This window comes from Allobosea sp. (genome assembly GCF_030694325.1).
Taxonomy (GTDB): domain Bacteria; phylum Pseudomonadota; class Alphaproteobacteria; order Rhizobiales; family Beijerinckiaceae; genus Allobosea.
On record NZ_JAUXYO010000122.1, the window covers coordinates 1 to 14,207 of the forward strand.

Consider the following 14,207-nt stretch of genomic DNA (forward strand, 5'->3'; position numbering starts at 1 on the left):
CACCGCCATCGTCGCGGGCGGCGTCGCGGTCGCGGTGGCCGCGATCGCGGTGACGGCCTATTACGTCAACAAGGTCGCCCCGCCCGACACGGCGGCGCGACCAGCCGTCGAGGCGCCCGCCCCGCGGGCGCAGGCTGACAATGCCGGCAAGATCGCCGAGCGGGTCGGCGAGTCGGGTGCCCCGGCGCCTGTCACGCGGCAGCCGACAGGCGGCATCGCGCCGTCTCAGGAGATCGCCGTCGCGCAGCGCGCCATCCTCTACATCGAGGATCCGGCTGCCCCGCAGGCGCCTCGGGCCGTCAACGGCCGCGTCTTCTGGCGGCTCGACAGCGAGAGCGTCGGCCAGGGCCGTCCGGTCGAAACGATCGTGCGTGCGACCGTAGAGATCATCGAGAGCGGGCTGACGCTCGATTTCACCATCCGCCGCAACACCGACAACGCTTTCCCGGCCTCCCACATCATCGGCATGCGCTTTTCCAGCATCGGTGATCCGGCGACGGAAGCGGTGCGCGAGGTCGGCGTGCCGCAGTTCAAGACCGAGGAGAGCGAGCGCGGCGCGCCGCTCTCGGCGATCAATTCGGCGCTGGGCGAGAACCTCTTCGTCGCCGCGCTGTCGAACGTGCCCGTCGAGGTCACGCGCAATGTCGACCTCATCCTGAACCGGGCCTGGATCGACGTGCCTGTGCGCTTCGCCTCCGGCAAGCGCGGCATTATCACCTTCGAGAAGGGTGTGTCGGGCGGGCAGACCCTGGCGGACGCGTTCGGGCGCTGGCGGTAGGGGCGCCGAGATCGGCTGAGAGGGGCCGTGCTCTCGGGTCTTCCGATTCGCGCCAAGCCCCACGAGCGCCGCTACTGGAACCGGCTGCTCGCGGTGAAAGGGGCGCGGCGTCAGGAGGCCGCGATGGAGGGTTCGGCGAGCAGGCAGGCGCTGCAGAGCAGCGCGATGTCCAGCAGCCTTCGGCGCGACGACAGCCAGGCCGACATCATCCTGCCCAGTGAGTTTCGCTGCGGAGTCGGCACTTCAAGATGGCCGTAGGTGAGGCCAGCCCCGCGCACCGGCTGCGGATGCGTCGGCCGGACCAGGCTATGGAGCATCGTGCCGACCCGCCGCTTCGCCCTGCGCAACACCCGGCTCCAGGCCAGGGCATGTTCGTCGAGCCAGATGACGTTCACCGGCAGCGATGACATCGTTGCCTCATCGGCGCGCAAGGGAGCGTCCGGATCGCTCACCTCGTAGAAGCACTCGTATTCCGGCCAGTTGTAGCCGTCTTGCCATGTCCAGCAGTCATGCGCCTTGTAGTGCTGCATCAGACGCGCGCCGAGCGCCTTGTCGGTGCGCAGCAAGGCAGATGGTGCACCGAGGCGGGGGCTGTTGCGCTGCATGAAGTAGAGCACCCGGTCGCTGACATAGCCGCTGACGAACAGCCGGAAATCACGCTGGCGCTTGATGTGGGAGACGGCGCGGAACACCTGCACATGCTCTTCGTGGCCGTATTCACCCCAGGGATTATGGGTGACGACGAGGTCGCCCGCGCTCAGATGCTCCTCCAGCGCCGCCGTCAGCAGATGGAAATTTCTCGCATAAGCGTCGCCGTTGCGACCGCAGTGGATGCCGTAGACGGTCTCGACCGGCTTGCGCCAGTCGGTCGTCTGGTAGGTATCGGATTCGATCATATTGAGGCTGACTGCGGTTTTCAGTGGAAACTGCTGAAACACCGTCTGGCGACCCTGGCTGATCGAGCAGCTGTTGGGCGCCTGATTGTAGCAGATGATGACCTTCTTGGCGGATGCGAGAATGGAGCTCGCGAAGAGAATTTCGTCATCTGGATGCGCCATGACGATCACGGCGTCACTGAAATCATTCGATGTCACCGTCATGATCGATTCCTGTTTTTTATTGTTATCGATTTCAGGCTGGATCGCCTTCTGAATACCATCTCTCATCTCGGCGACGTTTTATGCCACCTCGATGCTTTCAATGGCCATCTGCGGTTTGGCTCAGACAACGAGGTGATGTATTTTTCCAATTCTTCACACTTCATCCGCGACGTTCATAGCGTTGATCGACTAATAAACTGTCAACGCCTCTGATCAAATTCATTGATCTCGGAACAGTTTGTCCCTGCTTGCCAATCTCTTGTGGCAGCCTCGAAAATAATGCGTCACAATACGATCTTCAGCTGACAGACGTTTACGAATGAACGTTGACCGAAGCACAATGATCGACCGTTGTTGAGGCCTAAATTTGCAAGATGCTTAAGGGCAGTGTCGCGGCCCGGCGCTCGTCCTTAGAGGGCGCATCAGCGGCGTCTCGATGGAAAGGCCATCGATCGCCGGAGCGTCAAGCAGCATCCTTCGAGATGCATTCCTGCGGAACGCTCCCCGGGATGAGGGTTCGGGGTCGACCGAACTCTCAGCTCGTGCGCTCAGCCGCAAACCGGGCCGCCGCCCGCAGCGTGTCCGCCTCCGGCCCGAAGCCTGCGAGCGCTTCTACCGCCGCCGCACTGAGGCCGTCGCGCTCGCGCTTGGCGGCGTCGAGCCCGAGCGCCTGCACCAGCGTGCCCTTACCCTTGTCCTGGTCCTTGGCGGTCGCCTTGCCGAGCTGCTCGGGGCTGGCCTCGACGTCGAGAATGTCGTCGGCGACCTGGAAGGCTGCGCCGAGCGCCCGGCCATAGGCGGTAAGGGCCGCGCGCTGCGCGGGCGAGGCGCCGCCGAGGATGGCCCCCATCTCGACGCTCGCCGCCAGCAGCGCGCCGGTCTTCATCGCCTGGAGCCGGCGGATCTCGGCCTGCGAGAGAGCGGCGGGCTCGCCGCTGCCGAAACGGCCCTCGGCCGCGAGGTCGAGCATCTGCCCGCCGGCCATGCCGCCCAGACCTGATGCCTGCGCCAGCGCCAGCACCAGCGCGGCCCGGATCTCGCCGGAAGGGTGGGTCGCGGGGTCGGCCAGCACCTCGAAGGCATAGGTCAGCAGCGTGTCACCGGCCAGGATCGCGCTCGCCTCGTCAAAGGCCTTGTGGACGGTCGGGCGGCCGCGACGGGTGTCGTCGTCATCCATGGCAGGCAGGTCGTCATGGACGAGCGAGTAGCAGTGCACCAGCTCCACGGCCGCGCCGGCGCGCAGGGCGGCCTGCGGCGCGACGCCGAAGAGGCGGGCGGTCTCGACCGTCAGGAAGGGCCGCAGCCGCTTGCCGCCGCCGAGCGCGCCATGGCGCATCGCCGCCAGAAGCCGCGCCGGCCTGGCGATCTCGCCTTGGCGCAGGGTTTCGCCCAGCAGGTCGTCGAGCAGGACCTCGATCGCGTCGGCGGTCGAGGCCAGCCGGGCAGCCAAGGCGTCGGTGGCCGGCGTCTCGCGGGTGGAAGCGGAACTCATGCGCGGGCCTCGCGTTCGCTGACCGGCGGGGCTTGCCGGAGAGCGGCCGAACCGTCAAGCCGGAGGCTGGCGCGGAGGCGGGGGATGACGGCGATGGCGGGCGAACGGGCGGAGAGGCGGCGAAGCCCTGTGGGGCGCTGGCTGCGGACCGTCTGGCTCGCTCTGTTGGCGTTGCCCGTTCTGCTCCTGATCGCGATCCTGCTCTACGCCTTCATACCCGTACCCTCGACGCTGATGATCGGGCGTTGGCTGACGCTGCAGCCGGTCGAGCGGCAATGGGTGCCGCTCGCGGAGATTTCGCCGAACCTGATCCGGGCCGTAATCGCGGCCGAGGACCAGCGCTATTGCAGCCATCGCGGCGTCGACTGGGTCGAGCTCAACGCGGTGATGGAGGATGAGGAGGGACCCTCGCGCGGCGCCTCGACGCTGACCATGCAGACGGCGAAGAACGTCTTCCTCTGGCCGGGCCGCTCCTATGTCCGCAAGGCGCTGGAGATTCCGCTGGCGATGGCGATCGATTTCGCCTGGGGGAAGCCGCGGGTGGTCGAGGTCTATCTCAACGTCGCCGAATGGGGGGAGGGGCTCTATGGCGCGGAAGCCGCGGCCCAGCGCTATTTCGGCAAGCCGGCGGCGCGGCTGACCTCGACCGAGGCGGCGCGGCTGGCGGCGGCGCTGCCTAATCCACTGCTGCGCAATCCCGCCCGGCCGAGCCGGGGCCTGCAGGCGGGAACGGCGCGGATCCAGCGCCGCGTCGGCCAGATCGGCCCGCTCGCCGACTGCGCGGTCCCGTCGTGAGCGCCCGTGGCGATGTGGGCTCGGCGAAAACCGGGATTGGGCACTAGCCATCGGCCACGGCAGCGTGTATGGGCAACGCCTCACGAGATTGATCCGTCGTCGTGGCGGTGGCGTGGCCTGCGGGCCGCGCTTCCGGGCGGCGGCACGATGGAGAGTACAATGGCCGTTCCGAAGAGAAAGACGTCGCCGTCGAAGCGGGGCATGCGCCGCTCGGCCGACGCGCTGAAGCAGCCCACCTATATCGAAGACAAGAACTCCGGCGAACTGCGCCGCCCGCACCATGTCGACTTGAAGTCGGGCATGTATCGCGGCCGCCAGGTCCTGAAGGCCAAGACCGAGGCCTGAGAGGCCGGGGCCCCTCGGGCCTTCGACATCGATGCGCTGTCCTGCAGCGTCACGAGCCGGCCGCAAGGCCGGCTTTTTTCGTTGGTGGCGGTCGGGACAGGCCCGCTCGGGGGCGGGTTCAGCTGTGCCGGGTCGTGCCGGTGCGGACGCGAAGGGCGGCCGCGCGGTAGAGATGGGCCGCCATCTGCGGGGTCTCGCGACCGCGGCGGGCGAAGGGGCCGATCTCGGCCTGGCTGGCGGCGAGCTGCAGCAGCAGCATCGCGGAACCCGCCGCGATCTTCTCTCCCGCCTGCTCGCGATGTGCCGATTCGGCCATGTGCCACTCCGATACGCAGTCGCTGCGCCCGGTGGCAAAGTTGCAAGCGCCCGGCCAACCTTAACGGTGTATTAAGGCCGATCACCGCATCGTTTCGGAACATCTCGTCTTCGCCCGCGCGCCCTCCGGTCGCGGCGTGGTTCCGCTCTCCCGAGGCTGTTCACCGATGCCGGTGCCGTCGATCTTCAATGCCCGTGACGAGGCCCGCGTCGATCCGCGCAACCTGCTCTCCTCGATCGGCGAGGTCGTCTACAGCTGGGACATCCAGAGCGACACCCTGAGCTGGGGCCCGAATGCGGGCGAGGTGCTGGGGCCGATTCCAGAGGCGGCGATGGCGCGGGGCCTGGGATTCGCCGGGCTGGTCGAGCCCGGCAGCGGCCGCAGCCGCTATGATGCGGTGTTCTCCTCCGGCGGTCACGACGAGGGCGAGGGCGTGATCTACCGCACGCGCTACGCCGCCGAACTGGCCGGTCGCCAGATGTGGGTCGAGGATTCCGGGCGCTGGTTCGCCGGCACGGATGGCCGCCCGGCCTGCGCGCGTGGCATGCTCCGTCTCGAGCGGCAGGTCCGCTCCGATGAACTGCTCGGCCAGACCGGCGAACTCGGCGACCGCTCGGCCCTGCTCGACCGTCTGTCCTCGGCGCTCTCCGAGCATCTGCCGGCCGAGCGCAATGTGGTCATCCTGGTCGCAGCGATCGACGAGCTGGCGCGGCTCAACGACGATTTCGGCCATGAAGCCACCGACGAGATCATCGCCGTGGTGCAGGAGCGGCTGCGCTCTGTGACGCGCCGGCGCGACTATCTCGTGCGCTATTCCGGCAACCGCTTCGCCATCCTGCTCACCGGCTGCCCGCAGAATCAGGTCGATGCGGCCGCCAGGCGCTTCGGCAAGGCCGTGGCGCAGGCCGCCATCGAAACTGCGCGCGGCATCGCGCTGGTGCGGCTGCGTGTCGGCGCCGCGATCGCCCCCGACCTGTCGAACCATGCCGGCACGCTGCTCTCGGCTGCCGAGAACGCGCTCGCCGGTGCCAAGGCGGGGTCTTCCGACACCGCCGTGATCGCCCGGCGGCAGGAGAGCCGCGAGCGGAACGACGGCGCCACCGGCTTCGACGTCAGCGCGCTGGCCGCGCTCAACGAGCGGCGGATCGAGCTGGCACTGCAGCCGGTCGTCAAGGCGCAGTCGCGCGAGGTCTCGTTCCACGAGGCGCTGCTGCGCGTCTCCTTCGGAAAGGACGGCGCCTTCTTCGCCACCGCCGAGCTGATCCCGATGCTGGAGCGGCGCGGGCTGGTGCGCCTGTTCGACCATCGCGTCCTCGAACTCGCCGTCGGTCTGCTGGCGGAAGAGCCGTCGCTGTCGCTCTCGGTCAACGTCTCGCCGCGCTCGCTCTCCGATCCAGAGTGGCTCGATGCGTTTCTCGCCTGCACCAGCGGCGCGCGGGGCGTCGCCGAGCGGCTGATCGTCGAGATCACCGAGACGGCGACGATCGAGAATCCGACCCGCATCGCGCGGCTGCTCGGCCAGATCAAGGAGCGCGGGGCGCGGGTGGCGATCGACGATTTCGGCGCCGGCCACACCTCGCTGCGGCATCTGCGCGCCTTTCCGATCGACGTGCTCAAGATCGACGGCACCTTCACGCAGAACCTGCGCCGCTCGACCGACGACCGCTTCTATGTCCGCACGCTGATCGACCTCGCCCGTCATCTCGGCGTCGATACGGTGGCGGAGTGGGTCGACGACGAGATGCAGGCGCGGCTGCTCGCCGATTGGGGCGTCACCTATCTCCAGGGGCATCTGGTGGGCAAGGCGGAGCTGCGGCGGCCGGCCGCTGGTGCGGCTGCAAGGGCCGCTGTCGGCTAGCTCCCGCCGCTAAAACCGGTTCCGTCATCCTGGGCGACCGCAGGTCGACCCGGGATCCATCATTAGGCACCGCGAGCCTTGTGATGGATCCCGGACGGCGCGGCTTCGCCGCTTGTCCAGGATGACAGCGCGTTTCCGATGGATGGTCGTGCGCTCGCGATAAAGGCGGAAAGTCGAACCGCCCCTCACTTGGTCTTGGCGAGCTTGTCCAGCCGGTCGCGCATCTCGCTCAGCTCGCGCTTGAGATCGCCGAGATCGTCGCCCTTGGCAGCGCCGGAGGCGGCGCCCTCTTCCTGTGCCTTGGCGGCGGCCGCGGCGGCGAACGGATTGAACACCCGGAACGCCTCGGTGAACATCGCCATGTTGGCGCGCGTCTGGGCCTGTAGCGCGTCCATGGCGCCGCTGCCGAGCGCGCCGCCCGAGAAGGCCTTGGTCATCTGCTCGCGGAACTGGTTCTGGTCCTTGGTCAGGCTGTCCATCGAGAACTCGAGATAGCGCGGCACCAGCGCCTGCATGCTGTCGCCGTAGAAGCGGATGAGCTGGCGCAGGAAGGCGATCGGCAGCAGGTTCTGCCCGTCCTTGGACTCCTCGTCGAAGATGATCTGCGCCAGGACCGAGCGAGTGATGTCCTCGCCGGACTTTGCGTCATAGACCACGAAATCCTCGCCGCCGCGCACGAGGCCTGCGAGATCCTCCAGAGTCACGTAAGAACTCGTACCGGTGTGGTAGAGACGGCGGTTGGCGTATTTTTTGATGACGGTCGGTTCTTTGTCGCTGGCCATCAGAATCCTGCACGTTGGTCCGTAGCCTTCCGCGAAGATCGCGCGACGGCCGGACTGACGGTCTCCCGGCAGCGATGGTAGCCGCTGCCGCGCCCGTCGCAAGTTTTTTGAGCGACGGGCCGGAAACGGCGATCACAGCATGGGCGGTGCGGCATGTCTTTGCGGCATCTCAAGGATCGGCTGCCGCATGTTTACGCGCGGCCCTCTCTTTCGGCTGACTTGACGGCGGCGCGGCGGGCTTCGAAGGTGCCTGCCGAACAGGCGCCCGGCCCGGGCCGGGCGTCGCGACAACCAGCTGAGGAATTCCCCCATGGCCGATACGGACATCGTGATCGTCAGCGCGGCGCGTACCGCCGTCGGCGCCTTCAACGGCGCCTTCGCCAACACGCCCGCCCATGAGCTCGGCGCCGCGGCGATCAAGGAGGCGCTGGCGCGCGCCAAGGTCGATCCCGCCGATGTCGACGAGGTCATCATGGGTCAGATCCTGACCGCTGGTCAGGGCCAGAACCCGGCCCGCCAGGCCGCGATGATCGCCGGCATCCCGCAGGAGAAGACCGCCTGGGGCCTCAACCAGCTCTGCGGCTCGGGCCTGCGCACGGTGGCGATCGGCCTGCAGCAGATCGCCAATGGCGATGCCGACATCATCGTTGCCGGCGGGCAGGAATCGATGTCGATGGCCCAGCACGCCGCGCATCTGCGCTCCGGCACCAAGATGGGCGACTTGAAGTTCACCGACACGATGATCAAGGACGGGCTCTGGGACGCCTTCCACGGCTACCATATGGGCACCACCGCCGAGAACGTCGCGACCAAGTGGCAGATCACCCGCGAGGAGCAGGACGCCTTCGCCGTCGCCTCGCAGAACAAGGCCGAGGCCGCGCAGAAGGCCGGCAAGTTCAAGGACGAGATCGTTCCCTTCACCGTTTCGACCCGCAAGGGCGACATCGTCGTCGACACCGACGAGTATCCCCGCCACGGTGCGACGATCGAGGCCATGGCCAAGCTCAAGCCGGCCTTCTCGAAGGACGGCACCGTCACCGCCGGCAACGCGTCGGGTATCAATGACGGCGCGGCGGCGCTGGTGATCATGTCGGCGAAGGAAGCCGCCAAGCGCGGCCTGAAACCGCTCGCGCGCATCGCCTCCTGGGCGACGGCGGGCGTCGATCCGGCGATCATGGGCTCGGGCCCGATCCCGGCGACGCGCAAGGCGCTGGAGAAGGCCGGCTGGTCTGTCTCCGATCTCGATCTCGTCGAAGCCAACGAGGCCTTTGCGGCGCAGGCGCTGGCGGTGAACAAGGATCTCGGCTGGAATCCCGAGATCGTCAACGTCAATGGCGGCGCGATCGCGATCGGCCATCCGATCGGCGCCTCGGGCGCGCGCGTGCTCGTCACGCTGGTGCACGAGATGATCAAGCGCGACGCCAAGAAGGGTCTCGCCACGCTGTGCATCGGCGGCGGCATGGGTGTCGCCATGGCGCTGGAGCGCTGAGAGAGGGATGGCGCGCCAGACGACGCTCTATCGCTATCTGACCGGGACCGATGACGCCTCCTTTTGCCATCGCGTCTCGGAGGCGCTGAGCCGGGGCTGGGTGCTTTACGGGCATCCGACCCTGACCTTTGACGCCAAGGAGCAACGCGTCGTCTGCGGCCAGGCCATCATCAAGGACGTCGAGGGTGCCTACGCGCCCGATCTGAAGCTGTCGGAACAATAGATTGCCATGGTCGCGTCCATTCGGACCCGACCCGGCGATCGATCACTGTGAAATTCTAAAGCGCGGCGCCCACGCCGCCATGAGGAGGGACGAAGCATGACGAAGGTGGCTCTTGTCACGGGGGGAACGCGCGGGATCGGGGCGGCGATCAGCCGAGCCCTGCAGGAGGCCGGCCACAAGGTCGCCGCCAGCTATGCCGGCAATGACGAGGCGGCCGCCAAGTTCCAGGCCGAGACCGGGATCCCGGTGTTCAAATGGGATGTCGGCGATTACGACGCCTGCGCGGCGGGCATCGCCAAGGTCGAGGCCGATCTCGGGCCGATCGACATCCTCGTCAACAATGCCGGCATCACCCGCGACGGCTTCTTCCACAAGATGACGCGCGAGCAGTGGTCGGACGTGATCCGCACCAATCTCGACTCGCTGTTCAACATGACGCGCCCGGTGATCGAGGGCATGCGCGCCCGCTCCTTCGGCCGTATCATCGTGATCTCCTCGATCAACGGCCAGAAAGGCCAGATGGGGCAGGTCAACTACTCCGCCGCCAAGGCCGGCGACATCGGCTTCGTCAAGGCGCTGGCGCAGGAGAACGCCAACAAGGGCATCACCGTCAACGCGATCACGCCTGGCTATATCGGCACCGACATGGTCGCCGCCATGCCTGAAGCCGCCCTTCAGCGCGTGATCGCGGGCATTCCGGTCGGCCGCCTCGGGAAGCCCGAGGAGATCGCCGCGATGGTGGTCTTCCTCGCCTCCGAGCAGGGCGCCTTCGCCACGGGCGCGACCTTCGCGGTCAATGGCGGGCAGTACATGGCATGAGAGACCGGCGCGTCATTCTCGGGCGCCGCGGCGCGGCGACCCGGGAATCTCGCGCCGATAGAGGCGCCCGCTTCCTGAGAGAGATGCTCGGGTCGAGCCCGAGCATGACGTTCGGCTTCACCCCCGCCGCGATTTCGGCAGCAGGAAGGTGAGCAGGCCCAGCGCCGGCAGCCAGGCCGTCATGCGGAAGACCTCGACGATGCCGATCTTGTCGGCCAGCGCGCCGAGCACGGCGGCCGCGATGCCGGCGAGCCCGAAGGACAACCCGTAGAACAGCCCGCCGACCAGTCCGACACGGTGTGGCACGAGATCGATGGCGTAGATCAGGATCGCCGAGAAGGCGCTCGCCATCACGAAGCTGATGATCACGCTGAGCACGCCGGTCCAGAACAAATCGGCATGCGGCAGCATCAGCGCGAAGGGCAAAGACCCCACGATGGACAGCCAGATCACCCGGTCGCGGCCGATGCGGTCGCCCACCATGCCGCCGATGATGACGCCGAAGGTCGAGACCAGCAGATAGAGGAACAGCATGATCTGCGAGAGCTGCACCGTCACCTCGAAGCGCGTCATCAGGTAGAAGGTGTAGTAGGAGGTGAAGGCGGCGTTGTAGCCGTTCTTCGAGACCAGGAGCAGGATCAGGATCGTCATCGCGAAGAGCACGCGCCGGCGCGAGAGGCCGTGCGCGGCGGTCTCGTCGCTCTGGCCTTTCGGCTGGGCGCGGCGGAAGGCGCTGTAGCGCGAGGCGGTCCAGGACATCAGCATCATCGCGACGAGCACGACGATCGAGAACCAGGCCAGGCTCGCCTGGCCGCGCGGCACGACGATCGCCGCCGCCAGCAGCGGGCCGATCGCATAGCCGGCATGGCCGCCGACCTGGAACAGCCCCTGCGCCAGGCCCTGGCGGCCGGCGGCGGCATGGCGCGCCATGCGCGTCGCTTCCGGATGGAACACGGCCGAGCCGAGGCCGACCAGCGCGGCGGCGCCCAGCACCATCGGATAGCTCGTCGCGAAGGCGAGCGTCATCAGGCCGAGCAGCGTCGCGCCCATGCCGGCGACCATCGCATAGGGCCAGGGTCGCCTGTCGGTCAGCCAGCCGAGCAGGGGCTGGAGCAGCGAGGAGGTGACCTGGAAGGCCAGCGTGATCAGGCCGATCTGGGCAAAATCGAGCCGAAAATTCTCCTTGATCAGGGGGTAGAGCGCCGGGATCATCGACTGAAGCAGGTCGTTCAGCAGATGCGCCGCGCTGAGCGCGACGAGGATCGGGATCAGCGGGCGGCGCTCGGTGGCCGGCATCGAGAGTGTGGTCATGGGGCCGACGCTTGATCCTTCGGCGCGCCGCGGTCAATGGCGCCGGGCGGCGTGCAGATCATGACGCCCATCGCGCCGGAGCCATGCTGCGCTGCGGCGAGGCCCTCTGTGGGCAAGGTCATGGTCCCGGCGCAGCCCGTCGCCGCTACTTCACCAAAAGCCAGTCCTCGATCACCAGCGCATCGAGCCCGCTGGTGTAGAACATCAGGATCGCATCCTCCGCACTGTGCAGGATCGGCTTGCCCATGATGTTGAAGGAGGTGTTGAGGATCACCGGCACCCCCGTCAGCGCGTGGAAGGCCGCAATCAGCGCGTGATAGCGCGGGTTGCGCTGCGCGGTGACGCTCTGCAGCCGACCCGTCGCGTCCTCATGCACCACGGCGGGCACGCGGGCGCGCACCGCCTGCTTCCAGGTGAGCGTGCGCTCCATATAGGGCGCGTCCTGGTAGTTCTCGAACCAGTTCGGCGCCTGCTCGGCCAGGATCGAGGGCGCGAAGGGCCGGAAGGCCTCGCGGTACTTCACCTTGGCGTTGAGGATGTCCTTGGCGTCGGCCGGGCGCGGGTCGGCGATGATCGAGCGGTTGCCGAGCGCGCGCGGCCCGAACTCCGCCCGCCCCTGCACCCAGCCGATCAGCTTGCCCTCGGTGAGCAGCTTCGCGGTCACCGGCGCGACCTCGTCGGGCGCGAGCCGGCGCAGCCGCGGCTCCCAGGCCTGCATCCGCTCGAGGGCTTCCGTCGAGACGGTGGAGCCGAGATAGGGCGAGAGCGGCCCCTTGGGCGCGCGCCAGGCCGGATTGCGCTGGGCATGGCTGAGCCAGGCGGCGCCGATCGCATTGCCGTCGTCGGCCGGCGCCGAGGGCACGAAGACCTCCGCGAAGCCGTGCCGCCCGGCGATCCTGCCGTTGAAGGAGGAGTTGAGCGCGCAGCCGCCGGCCAGCACGAGGTTGGGCGACGGAACCAGCGCCGCCGTCTCCCCCAGCAGCGCCTCCATCATCTCCGCGAAGACATCCTGCCCGCAGCGGGCGAGATCGGCCCAGCCGCTGTCGAGCGCGTCCGCCGGCCGCAGGCTCAGGATCTCCGCCGCCACCGCCCGCACGACATCCGCCTTGGCGAAGGAGAGCCTGTGGCCCTCGATCGTATAGAGCCGGCGCAGCAGCGCCATCAGCCGCTCGTCGGTCCGGCCATAGGGCGCGAGCCCCATGATCTTCCATTCCTCGCCCTTGGCCTGGTCGAAGCCGGCGAGGTCGGTGACGAGGCCGAAATAGAAGCCGATCGATTCACGCCCGCGATGGCGCTTGACCTCGCGGATGCGCCCGCCCTCCAGCGCGAAGATGGCGGACGCCCCGGTCTCGCCCATGCCGTCGACGACGAGGCAGGCGGCGTCGGTGAAGGGCGAGGACCAGCAGGCATAGGCGGCATGGCTGAGGTGATGGCCGAAGCGGGTAAGACCGGTGACGTTGGCCTTGCCGAAGGCGCGGTCGAGCCCAAGCAGGGTGCCGATGCCGGCGCGCTGCTGGCCCTGATGCAGCGAGGCGATGAGCGCGCGCTCGGTGCGCTCAGGCACCAGCGAGCGGTTCAGCTCCGGCGAGAGCTTGAGCAGCGCGTCGAGCGAAAACGAGCCGGCGCGGCTCATCTGGTCGAGGAAGCCGGTGAAGTCCTCGCCCCAGCTCGTCGCGATCGCGACCTGCGCATCGGCGGGGATGTAGCGCTTCAGCAGCGATTCCATCCGCGGTGCGGTGTCGGGCTCGCAGTTCGGCGCGCGCTTGAACTGGAGATAGCGCTCGGTCGCCTCGGCGAAGAGGACCTCGCCGTCGGGGCCGATGATCGCGATGGCGGGATCGTGGAAGGTGGTGGCGAGGCCGATCGTGTAGGTCATGCTGCCTGGTCGAAACATCCGGAAATCGCGGCCACCTCTAGCACGGATTTGCCGGTGATCACCCCGAGAGCTGGTCGCGGCGCAGATCGTCGAGGATCGAGAGCCGCCCGAGCGCGCGCTTCAGCTCCGCCGTGCGGGCCTTGCCGATGGTGCCGGGCGCGACCCGGTTGGACGGGCTCAGGCCCTCGGCGATGTCGGCGAGCTGCTGGCTCAGGATGCAGTCGAGGAGCAGCGCATGGTCGCGGTCGATCTCGGCGAGATCGCTCGCGCCGCCCGCGCCGAGTCCCGCCACCGCCTCGAGCCGTGCCTGCGTCGCGTGGCGCGGCAGGCCGTGATGCAGCGCCAGCACCCGCGCCGTGGTGACGATGTCCTTCAGCCCCGTGCGCTTCAGGTCGATGCGGCCATCATCCTCGGTCCGCAAACCCCCGAACAGGGTCAGCCCCGCCGCCGGCTGGCCGGCATTCTCCGCCAGCAGCTTGAGGAAGGGGATCTGTCCCTTGGCGGCCGTCCAGGCATCGCGCCAGAGCCGCTCCGCCATCGCCTTGTCGCCATGCACGGCCTTGAAATCGAAGACGATGTCGACGCTGAGAAGATCGTCCGGGCTGGAGCGGCCGAGCCATTGCGCGATGCGCTGGCGCCAGGTCGCGAGCGAGCCGCGGAAGGCGGGCTCCGAGCCCATCACCCCGCCCTTGCACAAGGGCACGCCGACCTCGTCGAGGATCGCGGCCATGCGCGCGCCGAGCCGCGCGAACCAGCGGTCGGCCTCACCCTCCGGCTCCCCCTCCGCGAAGACGAGCGCATTGTCCTGGTCCATCGCCAGCAGGCTCTCGCCGCGCCCGGCCGAGCCGAGGACGAGCACCGCATAGGCGCAGGGCGCCGGTCCCGCGCCCTCCGCCAGAAGCTCCGCCTCGGCGAGCAGCGCCGCGCGCCGCGTCAGCGCCCCGACCTCGCGCGCGATCACCGCCGCGATCAGGCGGGCCGGCACATCCTCGGCCAGCAGCGCGCGGGCCATCAGCGGCAGGC

The 14,207-nt window shown here is 68.3% G+C and carries 13 protein-coding genes and 1 pseudogene; 7 read left to right on the forward strand and 7 right to left on the reverse strand.

Annotation, left to right across the window (positions count from 1 at the left end; genetic code table 11):
- Positions 1–778: pseudogene (locus Q8M82_RS07485) on the forward strand (histidine kinase); the annotation flags it as partial.
- A 110-nt stretch (positions 779–888) separates the two neighbouring features.
- Here the strand turns inward: Q8M82_RS07485 and Q8M82_RS07490 are convergent.
- Both Q8M82_RS07490 and Q8M82_RS07495 read right to left on the reverse strand, forming a co-directional pair.
- Positions 889–1,944, reverse strand: coding sequence for a PIG-L family deacetylase (locus Q8M82_RS07490; RefSeq protein ID WP_305690747.1), 1,056 nt, complete (start codon positions 1,942–1,944; stop codon positions 889–891).
- A gap of 469 nt (positions 1,945–2,413) precedes the next feature.
- The gene (locus tag Q8M82_RS07495; RefSeq protein ID WP_305690748.1) at positions 2,414–3,370 is read right to left on the reverse strand and encodes a polyprenyl synthetase family protein; all 957 of its coding nucleotides are present in this window, start codon (positions 3,368–3,370) and stop codon (positions 2,414–2,416) included.
- A 198-nt stretch (positions 3,371–3,568) separates the two neighbouring features.
- Between Q8M82_RS07495 and mtgA the strand changes: the two genes are divergently transcribed.
- Complete coding sequence (gene mtgA / locus Q8M82_RS07500; protein WP_371126265.1) at positions 3,569–4,165, forward strand: monofunctional biosynthetic peptidoglycan transglycosylase; 597 nt, start codon at positions 3,569–3,571, stop codon at positions 4,163–4,165.
- A 159-nt stretch (positions 4,166–4,324) separates the two neighbouring features.
- Positions 4,325–4,510 (forward strand): 50S ribosomal protein L32, encoded by a 186-nt coding sequence (gene rpmF, locus Q8M82_RS07505; RefSeq protein ID WP_043233137.1) that lies wholly within the window; start codon positions 4,325–4,327, stop codon positions 4,508–4,510.
- A gap of 118 nt (positions 4,511–4,628) precedes the next feature.
- On the opposite strand, the gene Q8M82_RS07510 is transcribed toward rpmF, so the two are convergent.
- Complete coding sequence (locus tag Q8M82_RS07510; protein WP_305690749.1) at positions 4,629–4,826, reverse strand: hypothetical protein; 198 nt, start codon at positions 4,824–4,826, stop codon at positions 4,629–4,631.
- A 166-nt stretch (positions 4,827–4,992) separates the two neighbouring features.
- Here Q8M82_RS07510 and Q8M82_RS07515 point away from each other — a divergent pair, with 166 nt between their 5' ends.
- Positions 4,993–6,684 carry a GGDEF domain-containing phosphodiesterase gene (locus Q8M82_RS07515; protein WP_305690750.1) on the forward strand — a complete coding sequence of 564 codons (1,692 nt, stop codon included), beginning with the start codon at positions 4,993–4,995 and terminating at the stop codon, positions 6,682–6,684.
- A 185-nt stretch (positions 6,685–6,869) separates the two neighbouring features.
- Here the strand turns inward: Q8M82_RS07515 and phaR are convergent, their stop codons facing one another.
- Positions 6,870–7,466 (reverse strand): polyhydroxyalkanoate synthesis repressor PhaR, encoded by a 597-nt coding sequence (gene phaR / locus Q8M82_RS07520; RefSeq protein ID WP_305690751.1) that lies wholly within the window; start codon positions 7,464–7,466, stop codon positions 6,870–6,872.
- 310 nt (positions 7,467–7,776) lie between these two features.
- On the opposite strand from phaR, the gene Q8M82_RS07525 reads away from it, so the two are divergent.
- The 3 genes from Q8M82_RS07525 (at position 7,777) to phbB (ending at position 9,997) form a co-directional block, all read left to right on the forward strand.
- On the forward strand, positions 7,777–8,955 hold the full coding sequence (locus tag Q8M82_RS07525; protein WP_305690752.1) for an acetyl-CoA C-acetyltransferase: 1,179 nt from the start codon (positions 7,777–7,779) through the stop codon (positions 8,953–8,955).
- Between the two features lie 7 nt (positions 8,956–8,962).
- Positions 8,963–9,178, forward strand: a complete 216-nt coding sequence (locus Q8M82_RS07530; protein ID WP_305690753.1) for a DUF1737 domain-containing protein — start codon at positions 8,963–8,965, stop codon at positions 9,176–9,178.
- 96 nt (positions 9,179–9,274) lie between these two features.
- Complete coding sequence (gene phbB / locus Q8M82_RS07535) at positions 9,275–9,997, forward strand: acetoacetyl-CoA reductase (RefSeq protein ID WP_305690754.1); 723 nt, start codon at positions 9,275–9,277, stop codon at positions 9,995–9,997.
- Positions 9,998–10,114: 117 nt separating this feature from the next.
- Here phbB and Q8M82_RS07540 read toward each other — a convergent pair whose 3' ends face one another.
- From Q8M82_RS07540 to Q8M82_RS07550, 3 genes are all read right to left on the reverse strand, one after another.
- Positions 10,115–11,308, reverse strand: coding sequence for an MFS transporter (locus Q8M82_RS07540; RefSeq protein ID WP_305690755.1), 1,194 nt, complete (start codon positions 11,306–11,308; stop codon positions 10,115–10,117).
- A 145-nt stretch (positions 11,309–11,453) separates the two neighbouring features.
- Positions 11,454–13,184: a carbamoyltransferase family protein gene (locus tag Q8M82_RS07545; protein ID WP_305690756.1), complete on the reverse strand. Its 1,731-nt coding sequence runs from the start codon at positions 13,182–13,184 to the stop codon at positions 11,454–11,456.
- A 58-nt stretch (positions 13,185–13,242) separates the two neighbouring features.
- The coding region (locus Q8M82_RS07550) for a DUF294 nucleotidyltransferase-like domain-containing protein (protein WP_305690757.1) at positions 13,243–14,207 on the reverse strand (965 nt) is incomplete at its 5' end.

Bases quoted from the DNA above. Each gene is read 5' to 3' on its own strand.
- Q8M82_RS07490 (WP_305690747.1), bottom strand. From the start codon at position 1,944: ATGAGAGATGGTATTCAGAAGGCGATCCAGCCTGAAATCGATAACAAT.
- Q8M82_RS07495 (WP_305690748.1), bottom strand. From the start codon at position 3,370: ATGAGTTCCGCTTCCACCCGCGAGACGCCGGCCACCGACGCCTTGGCT.
- rpmF (WP_043233137.1), top strand. From the start codon at position 4,325: ATGGCCGTTCCGAAGAGAAAGACGTCGCCGTCGAAGCGGGGCATGCGC.
- Q8M82_RS07510 (WP_305690749.1), bottom strand. From the start codon at position 4,826: ATGGCCGAATCGGCACATCGCGAGCAGGCGGGAGAGAAGATCGCGGCG.
- Q8M82_RS07515 (WP_305690750.1), top strand. From the start codon at position 4,993: ATGCCGGTGCCGTCGATCTTCAATGCCCGTGACGAGGCCCGCGTCGAT.
- phaR (WP_305690751.1), bottom strand. From the start codon at position 7,466: ATGGCCAGCGACAAAGAACCGACCGTCATCAAAAAATACGCCAACCGC.
- Q8M82_RS07525 (WP_305690752.1), top strand. From the start codon at position 7,777: ATGGCCGATACGGACATCGTGATCGTCAGCGCGGCGCGTACCGCCGTC.
- Q8M82_RS07530 (WP_305690753.1), top strand. From the start codon at position 8,963: ATGGCGCGCCAGACGACGCTCTATCGCTATCTGACCGGGACCGATGAC.
- phbB (WP_305690754.1), top strand. From the start codon at position 9,275: ATGACGAAGGTGGCTCTTGTCACGGGGGGAACGCGCGGGATCGGGGCG.
- Q8M82_RS07540 (WP_305690755.1), bottom strand. From the start codon at position 11,308: ATGACCACACTCTCGATGCCGGCCACCGAGCGCCGCCCGCTGATCCCG.
- Q8M82_RS07545 (WP_305690756.1), bottom strand. From the start codon at position 13,184: ATGACCTACACGATCGGCCTCGCCACCACCTTCCACGATCCCGCCATC.